This window comes from Pseudomonas sp. NPDC089996 (genome assembly GCF_044748405.1).
Taxonomy (GTDB): domain Bacteria; phylum Pseudomonadota; class Gammaproteobacteria; order Pseudomonadales; family Pseudomonadaceae; genus Aquipseudomonas.
This window is the reverse complement of record NZ_JBIVGA010000004.1, coordinates 405,364-425,426: the sequence shown is the minus strand read 5'-3', so window position 1 is coordinate 425,426 and position 20,063 is coordinate 405,364. Positions and strand designations below refer to the sequence as shown.

19 protein-coding genes are annotated in these 20,063 nt (G+C 63.9%); 9 read left to right on the top strand and 10 right to left on the bottom strand.

The features are described from left to right. Positions 1-102 precede the first annotated feature (102 nt). The 4 genes from coaD to ACIPW4_RS09745 form a co-directional block, all read right to left on the bottom strand. Entirely contained in the window at positions 103-582 is a 480-nt protein-coding gene (gene coaD / locus ACIPW4_RS09760) for a pantetheine-phosphate adenylyltransferase (protein ID WP_400657088.1), read from the bottom strand. Positions 583-693: 111 nt separating this feature from the next. Then, positions 694-2,292: a GMC family oxidoreductase N-terminal domain-containing protein gene (locus ACIPW4_RS09755; RefSeq protein WP_400657086.1), complete on the bottom strand. Its 1,599-nt coding sequence runs from the start codon at positions 2,290-2,292 to the stop codon at positions 694-696. 17 nt (positions 2,293-2,309) lie between these two features. Continuing rightward, positions 2,310-2,795: a twin-arginine translocation pathway signal protein gene (locus tag ACIPW4_RS09750; RefSeq protein ID WP_400657084.1), complete on the bottom strand. Its 486-nt coding sequence runs from the start codon at positions 2,793-2,795 to the stop codon at positions 2,310-2,312. Beyond that, positions 2,795-4,225 (bottom strand): coniferyl aldehyde dehydrogenase, encoded by a 1,431-nt coding sequence (locus ACIPW4_RS09745; RefSeq protein WP_400657082.1) that lies wholly within the window; start codon positions 4,223-4,225, stop codon positions 2,795-2,797. The genes ACIPW4_RS09750 and ACIPW4_RS09745 overlap by 1 nt, the downstream gene beginning before the upstream one ends. Positions 4,226-4,376: 151 nt before the next feature. Here ACIPW4_RS09745 and ACIPW4_RS09740 point away from each other — a divergent pair, with 151 nt between their 5' ends. Both ACIPW4_RS09740 and ACIPW4_RS09735 read left to right on the top strand, forming a co-directional pair. Further along, positions 4,377-5,042 (top strand): TetR/AcrR family transcriptional regulator, encoded by a 666-nt coding sequence (locus tag ACIPW4_RS09740; protein WP_400657254.1) that lies wholly within the window; start codon positions 4,377-4,379, stop codon positions 5,040-5,042. Between the two features lie 34 nt (positions 5,043-5,076). Further along, on the top strand, positions 5,077-5,931 hold the full coding sequence (locus tag ACIPW4_RS09735) for a sulfurtransferase (protein ID WP_400657079.1): 855 nt from the start codon (positions 5,077-5,079) through the stop codon (positions 5,929-5,931). Here the strand turns inward: ACIPW4_RS09735 and ACIPW4_RS09730 are convergent, their stop codons facing one another. The 5 genes from ACIPW4_RS09730 to ACIPW4_RS09710 all read right to left on the bottom strand — a co-directional run bounded on the left by ACIPW4_RS09730 (position 5,932) and on the right by ACIPW4_RS09710 (position 13,144). Further along, the gene (locus ACIPW4_RS09730; protein ID WP_400657077.1) at positions 5,932-6,924 is read right to left on the bottom strand and encodes a hydrolase; all 993 of its coding nucleotides are present in this window, start codon (positions 6,922-6,924) and stop codon (positions 5,932-5,934) included. It lies immediately after the preceding gene. Between the two features lie 63 nt (positions 6,925-6,987). Continuing rightward, a complete protein-coding gene (locus ACIPW4_RS09725) occupies positions 6,988-9,612 on the bottom strand; it encodes a M16 family metallopeptidase (protein WP_400657075.1) in 2,625 nt (874 codons plus the stop codon). Positions 9,613-9,709: 97 nt separating this feature from the next. Further along, a complete protein-coding gene (gene rsmD, locus ACIPW4_RS09720; RefSeq protein ID WP_400657072.1) occupies positions 9,710-10,312 on the bottom strand; it encodes a 16S rRNA (guanine(966)-N(2))-methyltransferase RsmD in 603 nt (200 codons plus the stop codon). Further along, positions 10,312-11,796 carry a M16 family metallopeptidase gene (locus tag ACIPW4_RS09715; protein ID WP_400657070.1) on the bottom strand — a complete coding sequence of 495 codons (1,485 nt, stop codon included), beginning with the start codon at positions 11,794-11,796 and terminating at the stop codon, positions 10,312-10,314. Before ACIPW4_RS09715 ends, rsmD begins: the two co-directional genes overlap by 1 nt. Continuing rightward, positions 11,789-13,144, bottom strand: a complete 1,356-nt coding sequence (locus ACIPW4_RS09710) for a M16 family metallopeptidase (RefSeq protein ID WP_400657068.1) — start codon at positions 13,142-13,144, stop codon at positions 11,789-11,791. The genes ACIPW4_RS09715 and ACIPW4_RS09710 overlap by 8 nt, the downstream gene beginning before the upstream one ends. 232 nt (positions 13,145-13,376) lie before the next feature. On the opposite strand from ACIPW4_RS09710, the gene ftsY reads away from it, so the two are divergent. The 4 genes from ftsY (at position 13,377) to rpoH (ending at position 17,583) form a co-directional block, all read left to right on the top strand. Further along, positions 13,377-14,918: a signal recognition particle-docking protein FtsY gene (ftsY, locus tag ACIPW4_RS09705; RefSeq protein WP_400657067.1), complete on the top strand. Its 1,542-nt coding sequence runs from the start codon at positions 13,377-13,379 to the stop codon at positions 14,916-14,918. A 2-nt stretch (positions 14,919-14,920) separates the two neighbouring features. Further along, positions 14,921-15,592 (top strand): cell division ATP-binding protein FtsE, encoded by a 672-nt coding sequence (ftsE, locus tag ACIPW4_RS09700; RefSeq protein ID WP_400657065.1) that lies wholly within the window; start codon positions 14,921-14,923, stop codon positions 15,590-15,592. After that, positions 15,589-16,617: a permease-like cell division protein FtsX gene (gene ftsX / locus ACIPW4_RS09695; RefSeq protein ID WP_400657063.1), complete on the top strand. Its 1,029-nt coding sequence runs from the start codon at positions 15,589-15,591 to the stop codon at positions 16,615-16,617. The genes ftsE and ftsX overlap by 4 nt, the downstream gene beginning before the upstream one ends. 111 nt (positions 16,618-16,728) lie before the next feature. Next, positions 16,729-17,583 (top strand): RNA polymerase sigma factor RpoH, encoded by an 855-nt coding sequence (gene rpoH / locus ACIPW4_RS09690; protein ID WP_079230062.1) that lies wholly within the window; start codon positions 16,729-16,731, stop codon positions 17,581-17,583. Between the two features lie 156 nt (positions 17,584-17,739). Here the strand turns inward: rpoH and mtgA are convergent, their stop codons facing one another. Further along, positions 17,740-18,450 carry a monofunctional biosynthetic peptidoglycan transglycosylase gene (mtgA, locus tag ACIPW4_RS09685; RefSeq protein ID WP_400657253.1) on the bottom strand — a complete coding sequence of 237 codons (711 nt, stop codon included), beginning with the start codon at positions 18,448-18,450 and terminating at the stop codon, positions 17,740-17,742. Between the two features lie 64 nt (positions 18,451-18,514). Here mtgA and ACIPW4_RS09680 point away from each other — a divergent pair, with 64 nt between their 5' ends. The 3 genes from ACIPW4_RS09680 (at position 18,515) to ACIPW4_RS09670 (ending at position 20,056) form a co-directional block, all read left to right on the top strand. After that, positions 18,515-18,886 (top strand): DUF423 domain-containing protein, encoded by a 372-nt coding sequence (locus ACIPW4_RS09680; protein ID WP_400657061.1) that lies wholly within the window; start codon positions 18,515-18,517, stop codon positions 18,884-18,886. A 102-nt stretch (positions 18,887-18,988) separates the two neighbouring features. Beyond that, positions 18,989-19,189: a sulfur carrier protein ThiS gene (thiS, locus tag ACIPW4_RS09675; protein ID WP_033696634.1), complete on the top strand. Its 201-nt coding sequence runs from the start codon at positions 18,989-18,991 to the stop codon at positions 19,187-19,189. Positions 19,190-19,243: 54 nt separating this feature from the next. Then, positions 19,244-20,056 (top strand): thiazole synthase, encoded by an 813-nt coding sequence (locus tag ACIPW4_RS09670; protein ID WP_232882985.1) that lies wholly within the window; start codon positions 19,244-19,246, stop codon positions 20,054-20,056. Positions 20,057-20,063: the final 7 nt, after the last annotated feature.

Sequence of the window (20,063 nt, the reverse complement as noted above, 5' to 3'; positions counted from 1 at the left end):
TCCGGCCGGGGCGCATCGCCCGGGCATGTTCAACGCTTTGCGCACAATTGTGCCGCATTCGCGCCCGCAGTGCACGCGGGCGCAATGATCAGGCGTTCAAGGTTACTTCTTGAAGCGTTCGGTCAGCGCCTCGGCCACCACAGGATGGACGAATTTGCTGATATCTCCGCCCAGCGCGGCTATTTCCCGCACTAACGTCGAGGAAATGAACGAGTAACGCTCCGACGGCGTGAGGAACAGACTCTCGACGTCGGGTGCCAGTTGCCGGTTCATGTTAGCGAGCTGGAACTCGTATTCGAAGTCCGACACCGCGCGCAGGCCGCGCAGGAACACGTTCGCGCCCTGATCCTTGGCGAAGTGCGCCAACAACGACGAGAAGCCGAGGACTTCCACATTGGGCAGGTGCTTGGTGACCTCACGGGCAAGCTCGACCCGTTGTTCCAGCGGGAACAGAGGGTTTTTCTTCGGGCTGGCCGCCACCGCGATGATCACGTGGTCGAACAGACGCGAAGCGCGCTCGACCAGGTCGCCGTGGCCTTTGGTAATGGGGTCGAAAGTACCCGGGTACAACACTCGGTTCATCGCGTCATCCTGGCTGGAGTGCGTTGGGGAGTCGGATGGTAGCGCAGCGATTGCGCCCGGCCAAGTCATGCAGCCGGCTGATGGCACTATAGACAGGAGGCGACTTTGTTGTCATGCACTCTGTGCCAGGCGTGTGGCCAGCGCCTGGCTGAGCATTGCGCTGATGGCATAGACCGACAACTGCGGGTTGGCGCCGATGCTGGTAGGGAACAGTGAACCGTCATGAACCGACAGGTTTTCCAGTTGATGATGGCGGCCCAGGCTGTCGCACACCGCCTGGCGCGGGTCGTCACCCATTGTGCAGCCCCCCATCACATGGGCGCTGCCCAGTCGGGTGCGGAACGGCTCCAGGCGCAAGGCGTCGATCATGCGCCTGGCCTGATCAGGGCTGGCAGCGGCGCTGGCGTCACTGTGCACCGGGATCACCTGGGCGGCACCTGCTGCGAACTGGATTTGCGCCATGCTGTGGAAGGCGCGGCGCAGGCCCTCGCGCAGGTAGTCGGTGACCGGGTAATCGAGCACCGGGGAGCCATCCCCGCGCAATTCAACCGAGCCACCCGTGCTTTCGGGGTGAAAGCCATCCCGCAGCAGGGCCAGCATCACGTGAGTGTGCGGCAGTTCGGCCATGCGCTGGGCATTGTCGCTGCCGTATCCACCGAGCAGGGTGCTGGCCAGGGCCGGGTGCAAGGGCGGCACTTCCAGTTTGTAGCCCACCGGCCCATCGATGCCGTCTTGCCACTGGAAGTGGTCGCTGTAGATGGATTGCGGAGCGCCGTAGTACGGGTCGATGCGCGCATCGAAACGCGCAGCGCTGAAGTTGACCAGGTGCAGGAAAGTCCGTTTACCCAGGCGTGCATGCGGATCGGGGGCTTTGGAGCGCAGCAGCAGGGCGGGGCTGTTGATGCCGCCACCGGCGACGATGTAGTGGCGGGCGCGCACACTGATCTGCCGGCCGGTGGGATGGACCCCTTGCGCATCCAGGGCCAGGCACTGCAGCCGGGTGATGCGTGTGCCATCGTGCTCGAAGCGTTCGGCGCGGGCGAGGTAGAGCAGCTCGCCGCCATTTTCGAGGGTGGCCGGAATGCGCGTCACCAGCATCGACTGCTTGGCATTCACCGGGCAGCCCATGCCGCAATAGCCGAGGTTCCAGCAGCCGCGCACGTTGCGCGGGATCACCGCCCAGCGGTAGCCGAGTTGTTCACAGCCGCGCCGTAGCACGTCGTTGTTGGCGTTCGCGGGCATCGCCCAGGGCGTGATGCCCAGATCGTGCTCGATGCGCTCGAACCAGGGCTGTAGCTGTGCTTCCCCCAGCCCGCGGACGCCATGCACCGTGGCCCAATGCTGCAGGGTCTGCGGTGGCGTGCGAAAGCTCGAAGTCCAGTTGATCAGTGTGGTCCCGCCGACAGCACGGCCCTGCAGAATGGTGATGGCGCCGTCCTTGCTCATCCGCCCCAAGCCCTCCTGATAGAGGCTGGCGTAGGCCTCGTTTTCCAGCAGCCTGAAGTCGCTGCTGGTCTTGAGCGGGCCTTCCTCGATCAGCAGTACCTTGAAGCCGGCAGCGCTGAGCATCTGCGCACTGGTGGCGCCGCCGGCACCGCTGCCTATCACGGCGACATCGGCTTCCAGCGTCAGGTCCTGCTGCAGGCGTGAGCCGTCATGGGTGATCCAGCCGCGCTCGAGGCCTTGGCGAAACGGGTCGGTTACAGGCATTGAGGATGCTCTTGTTGTCAGATCTTGGGTGGGCCGGGGTAGCCACAGGCGGCCCAGGCTTCCGGGCGCTCGTACCAGGCCATTTGCAGCAGTTGCAGCAGCGAGGCATGGCCCATGCGCAGCAGGTTCAGCGAACTGTCCTGCCAGCGCTGCAGAAATGCCGTGACCTGCCCGGCGCCGGCCTGCTCCCAGGCTCCCCAGACCCCGGTCAGCGGGCCGCGAGTCAGGGGCAGGTTGAGCACATCGAACAACTGCCGGGTGAGCTTGAGCATTTCCGGCGACAGCGCCGCCAGCTTGTGGTCGAGGCTGGTCAGCACCAGATCACTACGTGCCGAGGTACCGGCCAGCACCACCGGAATCAGCGCAAGCAGGGCCGGCAGGTCATCGTCACGCAGCACCTGGTAGCCGGCGGCGGGGGTCTGCGCGCTGCAGCCGACCAGGCTGGCGGTGCTCAGGAAGAGGCTGGCACCCAGGCTGAAGCGCAGAAGGTCGCGGCGCTGCATCAGCGGATGAACAGCTTGTAGACCAGGCGCTGCAAGGCCTTGCCATAGGGCGGGTAGATCAGCCGCGCGGCATTCAGGCGCTGCTTGGCCAGTACCGCCTTTGCCTTGCTGAAGGTCTGGAAACCTTCGTGGCCATGGTAGTGGCCCATGCCGGAAGGGCCGACCCCGCCGAACGGCAAGTCGTCCTGGGCCACATGCAGCAGGGTGTCGTTCAGGCAAACGCCGCCGGAATGGCTGTGCTGCAGCACGTGCTGCTGTTCGCTGCGGTCATAGCCGAAGTAGTACAGCGCCAAGGGGCGAGGGCGTTGATTGATGTAGGCCAAGGCCTCGTCGAGGTGGTCGTAAGGCACCAGCGGCAGCAGCGGGCCGAAGATCTCGTCCTGCATGACCTGCATGCTGTCGTTGACCCTGGTCAGCAGGTGCGGCGGCAGGCGCCTGCCCTGGCGTGCCTCGTCGGGATACAGGTCGATCACCTCGGCGCCCTTGCCGCGGGCGTCGTCCAGCAGGTGCTGCAGACGCTGCACCTGCCGTGGGTTGATGATGGCGCTGTAATCAGGGTTGTCGGCGATGCGTGGGTACATGCGCTTCACAACGTTGCGATAGGCATCGGCGAAAGCGTTCAGGCGGTCCCGCGGCACCAGCACGTAGTCGGGGGCGACGCAGGTCTGGCCGGCATTGAGGGTCTTGCCGAAGGCGATGCGCTCGGCCGCGGTGTCCAGTGGCACGCTGGCCGAGACGATGGCGGGGGACTTGCCGCCCAGCTCCAGGGTCACCGGGGTCAGGTTTTGCGCGGCAGCCAGCATGACCTGGCGGCCGATGCTGGTGGCGCCGGTGAACAGCAGGTGGTCGAAGGGCAGGCGTGCGAATGCCTGGCCGACCTCGATTTCGCCCAGCACGACGTTGACCAGGTCCTCGGGAAATACCCGTTCCAGCAAGGCTTTCAGCGCCTGCGCGCTGGACGGGGTGGACTCGCTGAGCTTGAGCATGACGCGGTTGCCCGCGGCCAGGGCCCCGGTCAGCGGGCCAATGGCGAGGAACAGTGGGTAGTTCCACGGCACGATGATCCCCACCACGCCCAGCGGTTGGTACAGCACGCGAGCGCTGGCCGGTTGGAAGGCCAGCCCCACGGCGCGCCGGGCCGGGCGCATCCAGCGCTGCAGGTGGCGCTCGGCATGGCGAATGCCTTGCACAGACGGCAGCAGCTCGGCCAGCAGCGTTTCGTCGGCACTACGGCCGCTGAAGTCGGCATCGATTGCGTCGATCAATGCTTGCTGGTCGGCCAGCAAGGCCTCGCGCAGGCTTTTCAGCCACTGCCGCCGCTGCGCCGCCGGTGGCATGGGGTTGCCGGCAAAGGCCTGGCGCTGGGCGGCGAACGTCGCGTCAAGGCCGGTGTCGGTATGCACAGGAGGCAAGGCGCTGGGCGAGATCACGGTGTTCTCCCGTCGGGGCTCGAGGTCCCTAGAGCCTATACTCTAATCCGTACCATGGTGCGACTTTTTTCACGGTCAGGCCCAGTGCACCGAGGCTGTAATTCACCGTAAGATGGCCCATTATCGAATGCCCGCAGACTGGGAGCTGAGCATGGCCCCGCGCATGAAGACACGAGAGCGCATCGTGCAGAGCAGCCTGGAGCTGTTCAACCAGCAGGGCGAACGCTGCGTCAGTACCAATCACATTGCCGCGCACATGGAAATCTCGCCCGGCAACCTGTACTACCACTTCCCCAACAAGCAGGCGATCATCGCCTTGCTGTTCAGCCAGTACGAAGCGCTGGTGGACAGCTTCCTGCGCCCGCCGCAGGGGCGCCTGGCCACGGTCGAGGACAAGCGCTTCTACCTCAAGGCGCTGCTGGCAGCGATGTGGAACTACCGTTTCCTGCACCGTGACCTGGAACACCTGCTGGAAAGCGACCCGGAGCTGGCTGCCCGCTACCGGCGCTTTTCCGAGCGCTGCCTGCGCCAGGGCCAGGCGATCTACCGCGGCTTCGTCGATGCCGGGATACTGGCCATGGAAGCTGCTCAGATCGAGTCGCTGACCATCAACGCCTGGATCGTGCTGACCTCGTGGGTACGCTTTCTCAGCACTACGCGCGAACATTCCGCGCACCTGGGTGAAGAAGCCTTCAAGCGCGGCGTCTATCAGGTGCTGGTGCTGGAGTTGGGTTTCGTCACCCCTAATGCCCGCACCGCCGTGGCCACCTTGTGCCAGGAATTCCACGTCCCGTTCAACCAGGCCCTGGAACAGTAGCCAGGGCTTTCGTGCCATCGATCAGGAGATTGTCATGCCCCTTGCGCAATTGATCACCCCGCAACAGCTGGCAGAGCGTCTGGACTCGCCCAAGCTGGTGATCCTTGATTGTCGTTTTGCCCTGGAGGATGTGGACTACGGCCAACGCAGCTATGCCGAGGGGCATATCGCCGGGGCGCATTTTGCCGACCTGGAGCGTGACCTGAGCGGGCCGGTCAGCAAGGGCCGCACCGGCCGCCATCCGTTGCCGGACCCGCACCGGCTGGTCGAACGCTTGCGCGAGTGGGGCCTGGACGACGACAGCGAAGTGGTGCTCTACGACGATGGTCCGGGCGCCTTTGCCGCCAGGGCCTGGTGGTTGCTGGTCTGGCTGGGCAAGCGCAGCGACGTGGCCATCCTCGACGGTGGCCTCAAGGCCTGGCATGCGGCGCATCTGCCATTGAGCCTGGATGCGCCGATCAAGCGTGAGGGGACCTTCAGTGGTGAGCCGGACGCCAGGCTGCTGATCGACGCCGAGCACCTGGCAAAGCGCCTGGGTAGCGCTGACCTGACCCTGATCGATGCCCGTGCGTTGCCACGCTTTCGCGGCGAGGTGGAGCCGATCGACCCCATTGCCGGGCACATTCCAGGCGCCCAGTGCGCGGCCTTCAACGAGAACCTCGGTGCTGACGGGCGATTCCTGGCGCCGGAGCAGCTCAGGCACCGTTTTGCCGAGAAACTGGCAGGCCGGTCACCGGAGCAACTGGTGGCCTATTGCGGGTCGGGCGTGACAGCTTGCCATGACCTGTTTGCGCTGGCGCTGGCGGGATATCCCTTGGGACGGTTGTACGCCGGGTCGTGGAGCGAGTGGATCAACGACCCCAGGCGCGGTGTGGCGACTGGCGAATAGTCATTGCCCCTCCAGCAGCCACTGCGGAATCCGCCGCTCCAGGTAGTAACCCGGGTTTCGCAGGCTGCCTTCGACAAATCCCACGTGGCCACCTCGCCGATGCAGCTCGAATTGCGTCTGCGGCGCCAGTTCACTGGCCGTGGGCAGGCTGTGGCCGAACACGAACGGGTCATCGGTGGAGTGGATGATCAGCGTCGGCGTACGGTTTTCGCCCAGATAGTACCGGCTCGATGAGCGGCGATAATAATCGTGGGCATCGCTGAAACCGTTGAGCGGCGCAGTGACCTTGCCGTCGAAGTCCCAAAATGTTCTCAGCCTGCCCAATGGCCCCAGCCGGTCGAGCGTGGCCAAGGCTTCGTGATGCCCGCGGTCGCGGAAGTGCCGTTGCTTCACCTGCACATAGGTCATCATCTCGCGCATGAAGTGAGCCTGATAGACCTTGGAAAAGCCCTGGCCTATGCGGTCGGCACACTGGTCCAGGCGAAACGGCACCGACACCGCCACGGCCGACTCCAGCTGGCTGGCCGAGCCGCTTTCGCCCAGGTACTTGAGCAGCACATTGCCGCCCAGCGAGTAGCCGACGGCGTAGAGCGGTGCCAATGGGCGCTGGGCACGCAGGTGAGCGACCACTTCGGCCAGGTCTTCGCTGGCACCGGAGTGATAGCTGCGCGGCAGCAGGTTAGGCTCGCCAGAGCAGCCCCGCCAGTTCACGGCGACGCTCGCCCAGCCGCGTGACTGCAGTGATTGCTGCAAGCCTTTGACATAGGGCGAGTGGGACGAACCGGTCAAGCCGTGCAGCACCACTACCAACGGTGCATCGGGCCGGTGCGGGCCATGCCAGTCGAGATCGAGAAAGTCGCCATCGGCCAGCCACAGTCGCTCGCGGTTGCGCTCTATGGCGGGCAGTTTGCGCCACAACGGGCCCCACAAGGTTTGCAGGTGCGGGTTGGACAGGCCGATGGCCGGGCGGAATGTAGCGGTCAGGCTGGGCATGCTCGATGACTCGTGATTTGCCTGCCTAGATTGCCATGAAAAACCACCGCTGTACTTACGCTATTAGTCGGCAAGGGTGCCGGTTGGCAGAGGTTGCTGGTCGACCACCGGACCGACGCTGACCAGAATCTTGCGTTGCAGGTCCAGCCGTAGTTTGACGGCCAGGTGTGCGGCCTCGGGGGTTACGGCCATGAGGCGTTCGACGAAGGTCAGCAGGGCATCAGACGGCAAGCCGTCATGGCTGTGTGTGTCGAGAAGCCTTACCAGTGAGCCATTGCTCGCCACGATGCGACGCAGGTCGCCGAGCAAGGCCTGCCTGGCCAGATCCAGTTCATGTTCGTCCGGCCCTATGGCCGAATAGTCCTGCAGCACACGCATCACTTGCTCGATGGAAGCATCCAGAGACCGGGCAGCCACTTCCCATTCGATGTAGAGCAACCTAGTGTCTGGCGCGAGCCCCGAATCGACCGCATAGGTCAAGCCATGGCGCTGACGAAGTTCTTTGTACAGACGCGAATCGTTTGTACCTCCCAGCACGTCATTGGCCAGCACCATGGCTGCGTAGTCGGCATCTGCAGGGCTTGCACTCATGGGAAGCAACAGCAGTGCCGCATGGTTGGCGCCGGGTTGTTCCAGTGTCACGGTGGCGGCCTTGAGCGGCGGTAATGCTGGGGGGGCGATCGCCGCCCAGTGCTGCGGTAGTGCTGCGCAGATTCGCCCGGCAAGGGCTTCGGCGGCCTCGCGTGAGATATCGCCCACTATTGAAATCGCCAGATTGTTCGCCGAATAGGCCTGCTGGTGAAAGCGCTTGACGTCATCAGCGGTAATCATTGCTATGCCCGCGCTCGTACCGCGAGTCGGGGAGCCGTAGGGGTGGTCGCCAAAGGCGAGCGACAAGGCGGTGCTTCGGGCTTTGAGCGCTGGAATCGTCTGACCTCGCCGGTTGTTTTCCAGCATATGGGTCTTCATCAGTTCGAGGGCGCCAGCGTTGAGTGCGGGGCGGGCGACCATGGCGGTGATCAGGTCTGTCGATGGCGTGAGTGTCTCGTTCGTCAGGCAACGTAGATGGATGATGGCGTGGTCGCGAGTGATCTCTTTTGTATATCGCGCGCCAAGTTTTTCGAGATGTTCGGAGAAGGCGCCGGCATCCAGTTCCGTGGTGCCTTCATCGAGCATGTACAGCGTCATCGCGGCGAGGCCCGCCTTGTCGCCATCCAGTCGGCTGCCAGCATTGAAGCTCAGTACCAGGTCGACCATCGGGAGTTCGTGTGACTCGACCAGTCGCGCACTTGCCCCCGCAGTGGTTTGCCAGGCTTGCACACGGGGCGGAGCAAGGTCGACGCTGCTCAGGTCGAGCGTTTGCAGCGAAGCCAGGGCGACGGTTTGCGTGTCGCGGTTGTCAGCGGGGGGCTGCGCAGCGGAAGGGGCTTCCAGATATGTGATGGTCAGGCGTTCATGCGTGAGGAACAGGTGTGCAGCAAGCCGAACGTCTTCGGCAGTGATGCTTTGTATCCAATGATGCTCTTGATCCAGCGTGGCAGGATCGATGCCGCACACGGCGTGTTTGCCTATGGCATTGGCCTGTACCTCGATGCTGTCCCGATCGAAGACCAGGCCTGCCAGCAGGCGGTTCTTGGCCCGCTGCAGTTCGTCATCCGTGGGAGGGGTACGGCGCAAGGCTTCTATTTCCTCCAGTACGGCAGCTGTTGCGGACTTTGCCGTGGCCTTGGATGGGTTGGCGTACAGATTGAGGGTGAGCAAGCTATCGCCTCGTTGAAGGTGCTGATAATCCGCACTGGCCGCCAGCAGGCATTCATCACCGCGAACCCTGCGCAGGACCAACCGTGAGCTGCTGCCATTGGCCAGTATCTGAGGAACAAGTCGCAGGGCATAGGCATGGGCCGGTTGCATCGCAGTGGCCAGGCTGGGTGTATTGAACGCAAGGATTGCGCCTAGCGGCAGGTTTGCCAGTGCAAGGGTCTGGCGGCGATGAGCGAAGTTCCGATTTGGAGCCTGTGTCCAGCGTTCGGGCAGCCGGGCAGCTGCAAGGCTGGCGAAATGGCGTTCGACCAGAGGCCGAAGCGAAACCATGTCGATATCACCGACTATCACCAGTGAGGCGTTGTTCGGCTGATACCAGTCCTGATACCAGCTGCGCACCTCTGTGATGCCCAGGTGCTGCAGGTCGGCGAGGTGGCCGATGATTGGGCTGGCATAAGGTGTGTGGCTATTGGCCAGGATCCGTGCGCGCTCTCTGGCCAGCGTCAGCGGCAGGTTGTCCACCCGTTCGCGCCTCTCGGCCTTGACCACCTCGAGCTCACGGTTGAAAACCGGCTCGCCAAGCGTGGCGCTGACCATGGCGTCGGCCATGATCTCCAGTGCCACTTCAAGGCGACTCGCGGGCAGTGTGACGGGGAAGTACGTAGCGTCGGCGGTGGTGAACGCATTGGGGGCGCCGCCAAGTCGAGTCATGACCTCATCGTACTGACCAGGGCCCAGCTTGCTGCTGCCCTCGAACATCAGGTGTTCGACCAGGTGGCAAAGCCCGCTTTGCCCCGTGGGCTCCTGGCTGGAGCCGACGTGATACCAGAGTTGGGCGCTGACCAGGGGGGAGCGGTGGTCTTCACGCAGATAGACCACAAGGCCATTTTCCAGGGTGAAGCGTTGCAGGGCAGATGCAGTGGACATGATCGAAGTGCTCCTGTTGGCAGTTTGCCGGAGCAGCTTCGATCAGGCTGTGGCGCCACCTGCGTTACATAAGTCTGCGAACAGGTGGCAGGCGGGGTCAGCTTCTTTGCCAGAGGGCGTAATGCACCTGGCCGGTCTTCTTCTCGCGGTGCAGGCGCCAGTTGCCTGGCAGCGCCAATGTCGACGGGGCCGCTTCGCTTTCGGTGTAGATCCACGCCTGATCGCGCAACCACTGATTCTGCTCCAGCAGGTCGCAGGTGTTGGCCAGCAGGTCCTGGTGAAACGGCGGGTCGAGAAAGACCACATCGAACTGCTGCTTGGCAGGGTTCTGCAGATAGCGCAGGGCGTCGGTCTGCAAGATCTGCCCACGCGGGCAGCGCAGCAGCTCGAGGTTGTTCTTCAGGTTGGCGATGGCCGCCGGGTTGCTGTCCAGTGCTACGGCGTTCTCGGCGCCACGGGAAAGTGCCTCCAGTACCAAGGCGCCGCTGCCAGTGAATGCATCCAGCACCTGGGCGCCTTCGATGTAGGGCGCCAGCCAGTTGAACACGGTTTCTCGCACGCGGTCAGGGGTTGGGCGCAGGCCCTCGCCTTCCGGTACTGCCAGGCGGCGGCTTCGCCACTCGCCGGCGATGATGCGCAGGTGACCCTGGCCCTTGCTTTGGCCCTGCTGGGGGCGGGCGTGAGGGGTGGATCTAGGCATTAGTGCTCCGGTACGCCGAGCGGTTGCTCGGAAGGTTTGTCAGTGGGGGCAGGCAGGGGCTTCTGTGGCACTTTCGGGCCAACGGTGACAATCACCAGTTTATCGGCTGCCAGGTGCTTGTTCATCGCCGTTTTGACCTGTTCGACGGTCAGCGCCTGCGATTGCTGCATGAAATCTTCAAGCCAGGTCAGTGGCAGGTTGTAGAAACCGATCGCGCCCAGTTGGCCGACGATACTGGCGTTGCTGGCATTGGACAGCGGGAAGCTGCCGGCCAGTTCGCGCTTGGCGTCGTCCAGTTCCTGCCGGGTCGGGCCGCTCTTGAGGTAGTCGGCGAGAATGTCCTGGACCAGCTTGAGCGTGCCCTCGCTGAGTTCGGCACGGGTCTGCAGGTTGATCATGAACGGGCCACGCACCTGCATCGGGCTGAATACCGAATACACACCGTAGGTCAGGCCACGCTTTTCGCGGACCTCGCTCATCAGGCGGGTGCCAAAGGCGCCGCCGCCAAGGATCTGGTTGCCCAGCGACAGGGCCGGCCAGTCCGGGTCCTGGCGGTCGATACCAAGCTCGGCGAGCATCAGGTGAGTCTGCTTGCTCGGAAATTCGATATGGGTAACGCCAGCCTTGGGTTCGGTCGGCTGGGACGGTTTGGCCAGTGCCGGGCCCTTGGGCAGGGCGGCAGACACCTGGGCGGCGACGGCCTCGGCTTCCTCGCGGCTGAGGTCGCCGACCAGGGCGATCACTGCGTTGCCAGCGGCATAGGCCTTGGCGTGGAAGGCCCGCAGTTGCTCGAGGGTGATGCCAGGCACGCTCTCGGCGCTGCCATCGCTTGGCTGGGCGTAAGGGTGATCGCCGTAGAGCTTGCCGAACAGGGCCTTGCCGGCAATCTTGCCGGGATTCTGCTTCTCGTACTCGAAGCCGGCCAGCAGCTGGTTCTTGATGCGCTTGAGCGCGTCGTCCGGGAAGGTTGGCTTGCCGGTCACTTCAGCGAACAGCTTGAGGGCTGGCTCGCGCTTGTCCTTGGCACTCAGGCTGCGCAGCGAGGCCACGGCCATGTCGCGATAGGAGCCATTGCCGAAGTCGGCGCCCAGGCCTTCGAAGCCTTCGGCGATGGCGGTCACGTCCTTGCCGGCAACCCCTTCGTTGAGCATGGCGTTGGTCAGGGTGGCCAGGCCCGGGGTGTTGCCGTCCTGACTGCTGCCCGCGGCGAAGGTCACGCGCAGGTCGAACATCGGCAGCTCGCGGGCCTCGACGAACAGCACCCGGGCGCCTTCGGCGGTGGTCCAGTGCTGGATGTTCAGCTGGCGCCGGCTGGGCGCCTTGCCATCCAGCTCGGCCAGCGACTGCAGGGTATTGGCCGGGCGCGCGGCACTGCTTTCGGCTTCGGAATGCGCCGGGCGGGCGAGCACGGCGGCCACCGCCACCACCAGCGCGATGATGCCCGTGCCGATCAGGGTGTAGCGTGGTGCGCTGCGATCACTCATGAGCGGACTCCTCGGGCAGTACGTGGGCAACGCTCAGGCGTTCGCGGGTGAAATAGGTGCGTGCGGCATCCTGCACGTCTTGCGGGGTGACGCGCTTGAGCTCGTCCAGTTCGCTGTCGATCAGTTTCCAGGACAGGCCGACTGTCTCCAGCTGGCCGATGGTGGTGGCCTGGCTGCTGATGGAATCGCGGTCATAGACCAGGCCGGCGATGACCTGGGCACGTACGCGCTCCAGTTCTTCGGCGCTGGGCGGCGTGGTCTTGAGCTCGTCGAGCAGCTGCCAGACGCCTTTTTCGACGTCGGCCAGGGTCTTCTGCTTCTGCACGTTCGGCGTGGCCGAGATCAGGAACAGGCTGTCGCCACGGGTGAAGGCGTTGTAACTGGACGAAGCGCCGGCCACCAGCTCCTGGCCACGTTCCAGGCGAGCCGGCATGCGTGCACTGTAGCCACCGTCGAGCAGGGCCGAGATCAGCCGCAAGGCGTGCACACTGTGCGGGTCCTTGGCGGTTGCCAGGCTCGGCACGTTGAAGCCGTAGATCAGGCTCGGCAACTGGGTACGCACATGCAGCGTCAGCAGGCGCTGGCCTGGCTCGGCGAGCTCCAGCGGCAGTTTGGCAGGTGGCACGGCGCGCTTGGGAATGCTGCCGAAGTATTTCTGTGCCAGGCCTTTGACCTCATCTGCGGTGACATCGCCGACCACCACCAGGGTGGCGTTGTTCGGTGCGTACCAGGATTCGTACCAGTGGCGCAGCTCCTCGACCTTCATGCGTTCGAGGTCGGCCATCCAGCCGATGGTCGGGGTGTGGTAACCGCTGGCTGGGAAGGCCATGGCGCGGAACAGTTCGAAGGCCTTGGCGCTTGGCTGGTCATCGGTACGCAGGCGGCGCTCCTCTTTGATCACCTCGATTTCACGGGCGAACTCGTCGGCAGGCAGGCGCAGGCTGGCCAGGCGGTCGGCTTCCAGCTCCAGGGCCACCGGCAGGCGGTCGCGGGCCAGCACCTGGTAATAGGCGGTGTAGTCGTCGCTGGTGAAGGCGTTCTCTTCCGCACCCAGGTCACGCAGGATGCGCGAGGCCTCGCCGGGGCCGATCTTGGCGCTGCCCTTGAACATCATGTGCTCCAGTGCATGGGACAGGCCGGTCTGGCCCGGTGTCTCGTAGCTGGAGCCGACCTTGTACCAGATCTGCGAGACCACCACCGGAGCGCGATGGTCTTCGCGCACGACCACTTTCAGGCCGTTGTCGAGGATGAATTCGTGGGTGGGTTGCACGTCTGCGGCGAAAGCCACGAGCGGCAGGCAGAGCGTGCTGAGCAACAGGCCAGCGGCGCGGCGGGCTAGAGCATTCATACGGTGTTTAACCTGTTCGGCGGCCCGCTGGTTTAGCGTCGGCGGGCCAGGAGGTGCTAGGATACTGATCCGGTTGCCTGGCGACCATGCCTGTCGCCGTTCTGGCCCACAGGTCCATTAAGACAAAACATTGCGCATGAACCAGCCGGATTCAAAATAGTCTGTTCTGCGTTAAGAGAATTCCCGATGCGCCAGCTGCTGGCCCATCGCTACCCTGAGATAGCCGTCTTCCATGTTTGGTTCCAACGACGACAAAAAAGCGCCGGCCGAGGCTGGCGAGAAAAAAGGCCTGTTCAGCTGGTTTCGCAAGAAGCCGCAGCAACCTGTGGGAGCGGGCGTGCCCGCGAACGAAACCCACGCCGTCGAGCAACCTGTAGCCGCTCCGGTCGAGGATTCTGCCGCCAGCGCGCCACAGGCTGCTGAACCGGTCCAGGCGCCGGTGGTGCCTGCCCAAGTGGAGCTGCAGCAGGTCCCGGAACCCATTCCGGCGCCTGAAGTATCGGTTCCGCAAGAGCAGCCCGTGGCTTCCCAGCCACTTCAGGCACCGGAGCCCGACCCAATCGCCTCGCAGCCACTGGTTGCGCCCGCGGCAGAACCTGTTGCTTCCACTGCGCTGCAAGCAGCGCCGGTCGAGGTTGCGCCGGTCGTCGAACACGCAGCCCCAGTGAGCAACCTGGTACTGCCGGTTGCTGAAGAGCCGGTGGCTTTGGTTCCTGATCTTGAGCCTAAGGCGCCGCCCATCATCCCTGAGCGCCCAGCGCCAGAAGTTGTGGTCGCGGCTCCTGCCCCCGTCGTCGCGCCAGAGTCAGAGCCAGCGTCAGTCCCAGTCGTTGCCGCCGGACAATCCAAGCCCGGTTTCTTCGCCCGCCTCAAGCAGGGCCTGTCGAAGACCAGCGCCAGCATCGGCGAGGGCATGGCCAGCTTGTTCATGGGCAAGAAGGTCATTGATGACGACCTGCTCGATGAGATCGAAACCCGCCTGCTGACTGCCGACGTCGGCGTCGAAGCCACCTCGGCCATCGTCCAGAACCTGACCCAGAAGGTCGCCCGCAAGCAGCTGGCCGATGCCGAGGCGCTGTACAAGTCGTTGCAGGACGAACTCGCCGCCATGCTGCGCCCGGTCGAGCAACCGCTGAAGGTCGAAGCGCAGAACAAACCCTACGTGATTCTGGTGGTTGGCGTGAACGGTGCTGGCAAGACCACCACCATCGGCAAGCTGGCCAAGAAGCTGCAGCTGGAAGGCAAGAAAGTCATGCTGGCTGCCGGCGATACCTTCCGCGCCGCCGCCGTCGAGCAGTTGCAGGTCTGGGGCGAGCGCAACCAGATCCCGGTCATCGCTCAGCACACCGGCGCCGATTCCGCCTCGGTGATCTTCGACGCCGTGCAGGCTGCCAAGGCCCGTGGTGTCGACGTGCTGATCGCCGACACCGCCGGCCGCCTGCACACCAAAGACAACCTGATGGAAGAGCTGAAGAAGGTCCGTCGGGTGATCGGCAAGCTCGACGCCGAGGCGCCGCACGAGGTGCTGCTGGTGCTCGACGCCGGCACCGGGCAAAACGCCATCAGCCAGGCCAAGTACTTCAACCAGAGCGTCGAACTGACCGGCCTGGCCCTGACCAAGCTGGACGGCACTGCCAAAGGCGGGGTGATCTTCGCCCTGGCCAAGCAGTTCAACATCCCGATCCGCTTCATCGGCGTCGGTGAAGGCATCGACGACCTGCGCACTTTCGAAGCCGAGCCGTTCGTCAAGGCTCTGTTCGCCGAGCGAGACTGACCATGATCCGATTCGAACAGGTTGCCAAGCGCTACCCTAACGGCCATGTCGGCTTGCATGAGCTGAGTTTCCGGGCGCGCCGGGGCGAGTTCCTGTTCGTCACCGGGCATTCGGGCGCGGGCAAGAGCACCTTGCTGCGCCTGCTGCTGGCCATGGAACGCCCGACCAGCGGCAAGCTGATGCTGGCCGGGCAGGACCTGGGCCAGATCAGCAATGCGCAGATCCCGTTCCTGCGCCGGCAGATCGGCGTGGTGTTCCAGAACCACCAGTTGCTGTTCGACCGCACGGTGTTCAACAACATCGCCCTGCCACTGCAGATTCTGGGCTTGTCCAAGGCCGAGATCGTCAAACGCGTGGATTCGGCGCTGGAGCGCGTTTCGCTGTCCGACAAGGGCGAGCTGTACCCGGCCGACCTGTCCACCGGCCAGCAGCAGCGGGTCGGTATCGCCCGCGCCATCGTCCATCAGCCGGCCCTGCTGCTGGCGGATGAACCCACCGGTAACCTCGACCCGCGCCTGGCCGCAGAGATCATGGGCGTGTTCGAAGACATCAACCGCCTGGGCACCACGGTTCTGATCGCCAGTCACGACCTGGCATTGATTGCGCGCATGCGCCACCGCATGCTGACCCTGCAGCGCGGCCGTCTGATCGGCGATGGGGAGGCCGGGCAATGAGCACTACACGTACACCAAAGGTTTCCGAGCGCGTTGCACCAAAGGCGGCCGATCCGCAGCCGGCCAAGAAAAAAGGCGGTGACAACGAAGACGACGGCCCGGACTTCCGTACCCTGCTGCACGCCTGGCTGGAAAGCCATCGCGCCAGCCTGGCCGACAGCCTGCGGCGCCTGGGCAAGCAGCCGATCGGTAGCTTCTTCACCTGCCTGGTGATGGCAGTGGCTCTGAGCATGCCCATGGGCCTGTCGCTGCTGTTGAAGAATATCGAGGTGCTGGGTGGCTCCTGGCAGCGCGCTGCGCAGATTTCGCTGTACCTCAAGCTCGATGCCGGCAGCCAGCAGGGTGAAGCCCTGCGTGACGACATCAAGAGCATGCCGGGTGTCGCCGACGCCCAGTACGTCAGCCCCGGGCAGGCCCTGGAAGAATTCCAGCAGCAGTCCGGGCTGGGCGAGGCACTGCGCGAACTGCCCGACAACCCGTTGCCCGGTGTCGTGGTGGTGACCCCGAGCGAAGTCGACAAGCCGGCCCTGGAAGCCCTGCGTCAACGCCTGTCGGAACTGCCAAGGGTAGAGAATGCGCAGCTGGATCTGGTTTGGGTGGAGCGCCTGGCGGCGATCCTCAAACTGGGTGACCGGTTTGTCTTCGGCCTGGCGGTGATGCTGATTTCTGCGCTGCTGTTAGTAATCGGTAACACAATTCGTCTACATATCGAAAACCGCCGCGTCGAGATCGAAGTGATCAAGCTGGTAGGTGGCACCGACAGCTACGTCCGCCGGCCTTTCCTGTACATGGGCGCCTTGTATGGCCTGGGTGCGGGCGTGCTGGCCTGGGCGATCCTGGCGTTTGGCCTGAACTGGCTGAACGAGGCCGTGGTAGGGCTGTCCGGGCTGTATGGCAGTGACTTCGCCCTGGGCGGGGTGCCTGCATCCGATGGTCTGTCGCTCTTGATCGGAGCGGTGCTGTTGGGGTATATCGGTGCATGGATCGCAGTCGCCCGCCATTTGAACGAGCTGGCGCCGCGATAGTTTTTACGTGCCAGCATTGACATTTTCTTCACGATGGAACTTGTACGGTCGTTCCGGGTCAATGTTGGCAGCGCCCACAAGGCGCGAGTTTTGTAAGTCGGAGGTTCTTGAATGACCACATCGTTGCAACCTGCCTATGCCCTGGTACCCGGTGCAAACCTGGAAGCCTACGTGCACACGGTCAACAGTATCCCGCTGTTGTCTGTCGAGCAGGAGCGTGATCTGGCCGAGCGTCTCTATTATGAGCAGGATCTCGAGGCCGCTCGGCAAATGGTGATGGCCCACCTGCGTTTCGTCGTACATATCGCCCGTAGCTATGCAGGCTACGGGCTGGCCCAGGCCGACCTGATCCAGGAAGGCAACGTCGGCCTGATGAAGGCGGTCAAGCGCTTCAACCCGGAAATGGGTGTGCGCCTGGTATCCTTCGCCGTGCACTGGATCAAGGCAGAGATTCACGAATTCATCCTGCGCAACTGGCGCATCGTCAAGGTCGCGACCACCAAGGCTCAGCGCAAGCTGTTCTTCAACCTGCGCAGCCAGAAGAAGCGTCTGGCCTGGCTGAACAACGACGAAGTGCATCGTGTGGCGGAAAGCCTCGGCGTCGAGCCACGTGAAGTACGTGAGATGGAAAGCCGCCTGAGTGGCCAGGACATGGCCTTCGACCCGGCAGCGGAAGCGGATGACGACAGTGCATTCCAGTCGCCTGCGCATTATCTGGAAGACCACCGCTACGACCCGGCTGTGCAGCTGGAGGATGCCGACTGGAGCGACAACTCCACCAGCAACCTGCACGAAGCGCTGCAAGGCCTGGATGACCGCAGTCGCGATATTCTCTACCAACGCTGGTTGGCGGAAGAAAAGGCCACGTTGCATGAGCTGGCTGACAAGTACAGCGTTTCGGCTGAGCGGATTCGCCAGCTGGAGAAAAATGCGATGAACAAGGTCAAGGCACTGATCACCATCTGATCAAGCCGGCCTGAATTGAAAAGCCGCTGACCCGTGAGGGTGAGCGGCTTTTTTGTGCTGTATTTGATGGCCTCTTCGCGGGCAAGCCCGCTCCCACAAGTACTGCACAGGCCTCGGAGACAGTGCTGACCCTGTGGGATGCCCGCGAAGAGGCCATCAAAGCCGGTGCGAGTTGTCGAGTTGCATCAGGTAGCTGGGCCCGCCCAGCTGACTCATTTGCCGGCGAATCCATCCGGCCCGGCTGGCCACATAGGCGCTGGGTCGGCTGGCACTCCATTTGATCGGGCTTGGCAGTACTGCGGCGAGTTGCGCGGCCTGCTGGCGGGTAAGTCGGCTGGCATCGACGCCAAAGTGATAACGCGCCGCAGCCTGGGCCCCAAACACGCCCTTGCCCCACTCGGCGCTGTTCAGATAGACCTCGAGAATCCGCTCCTTCGACCAGAACAGCTCGATCAGCGCAGTGAACCAGGCCTCCAGACCCTTGCGGAAATAGCTGCGGCCCGACCACAGGAACAGGTTCTTGGCCACTTGCTGGGTCAGGGTGCTGGCACCCCGAATGCTGCCACCGCGCTCGTTGTAGGCCAGCGCCGCCTGGATGGCCGGAATGTCGAAGCCCCAATGGCTGGCGAACTTCTGGTCTTCACCGGCGATCACCGCAACCTTGAGCTGGTCGGAGATGTTATCCCACGGTACCCAGTCGCGTTGCAGGTCGATCGGTTCGCCACTCACCCATGACTGCACCTTTCGCTCGACCATCAGTGCCGTACCCGGAGGAGGCACCCAGCGAAACACCAGCACCAGCACGATGCTGCCGGCAGCGAACCAGAGCAGGGCGCGGGTGAGGCGACGGAGAATGGATGACAGCATGGCGATGGCTTGGCCGGACCGGTGGAACGGGCCATTATACAGACCCGATACAAGGAGTCGTCCCATGCTTCGCAGCTTCCTCATGCTTGCTGCCTTTTTCGGTTGTACCGGCGTTGCCCTGGGTGCGTTCGCCGCACATGGGCTGAAGAACCGCCTGACCGCCGATTACCTGGCCATTTTCCACACCGGGGTGACCTATCAACTGGTGCATGCCCTGGCGATCCTTGGTGTCGCCGTGCTCTCGGCGCACCTGCCTGGGCGCCTGGTCGGCTGGGCCGGCGGGCTGTTCGCCGTGGGCATCGTGCTGTTCTCCGGTAGCCTGTACCTGCTGACCCTCAGCGGCCTGGGCAAGCTGGGCATCATCACCCCCATCGGCGGCCTGTGCTTCCTTGCCGGCTGGCTGTGCCTGGGCCTGGCAGCCTGGCGCCTGGGCTGACCAAGCGGTCCACAATCGCGACTAATGGCGCGCAGCGCCCTTGGGTTCGTGCGTGGATCGGCGCTAGAATGCGGGCCCCAAAGAACGATGGTGGCCGTGCGCATGCGCATTCAACTGAACGGTGAACCTTACGAATTGCCCGCTGGCGAAAGCGTCGCGGCCCTGCTGACCCGCCTGGAACTGACCGGGCGCCGGGTGGCGGTGGAACTCAACCTGGATATCGTGCCGCGTAGCCAGCACGACAGCACACAGCTGAACGAAGGCGACCAGGTCGAAGTGGTCCACGCCATCGGCGGCGGCTGAGCCCGGCCCGGCGATTCACCTGCAAGCCCAGCAATCTTTTTCCGAGGAACAACGATGAGCAACGTTCGTAGCGACAAGCCCTTCATCCTGGCCGGGCGCACTTTCCAGTCGCGCCTGCTGGTCGGCACCGGCAAGTACCGTGACATGGAAGAAACCCGCCTGGCCACCGAGGCCTCGGGCGCCGAGATCGTCACCGTGGCCGTGCGCCGGACCAACCTTGGCCAGAATGCGGGCGAGCCGAACCTGCTCGACGTGCTTTCGCCCGACAAGTACACCATCTTGCCAAACACGGCAGGTTGCTTTGACGCTGTCGAGGCGGTACGTACCTGCCGCCTGGCCCGTGAGCTGCTCGATGGCCGCAAGTCCCACGAGTCGCGCACCCTGGTGAAGCTGGAAGTGCTGGCCGACCAGAAAACCCTGTTCCCTAATGTGATCGAAACCCTCAAGGCCGCCGAAGTGCTGGTCAAGGAAGGGTTCGACGTGATGGTCTACACCAGCGACGATCCGATCATTGCGCGCCAGCTGGCCGAAGCCGGCTGCATCGCGGTGATGCCGCTGGCCGGCCTGATCGGCACTGGCCTGGGCATCTGCAACCCGTACAACCTGCAGATCATTCTGGAAGAGTCCAAGGTGCCGGTGCTGGTCGATGCCGGCGTCGGTACCGCTTCCGATGCCACCATCGCCATGGAAATGGGCTGTGAAGCGGTGCTGATGAACTCGGCCATCGCCCACGCCCAGCAGCCGGTGCTGATGGCCGAGGCCATGAAGCACGCCATCCTTGCTGGCCGCATGGCCTACCTGGCCGGCCGCATGCCGAAAAAACTTTATGCCAGCGCCTCTTCGCCGCTGGATGGTCTGATCAAGTAAGAGCCCC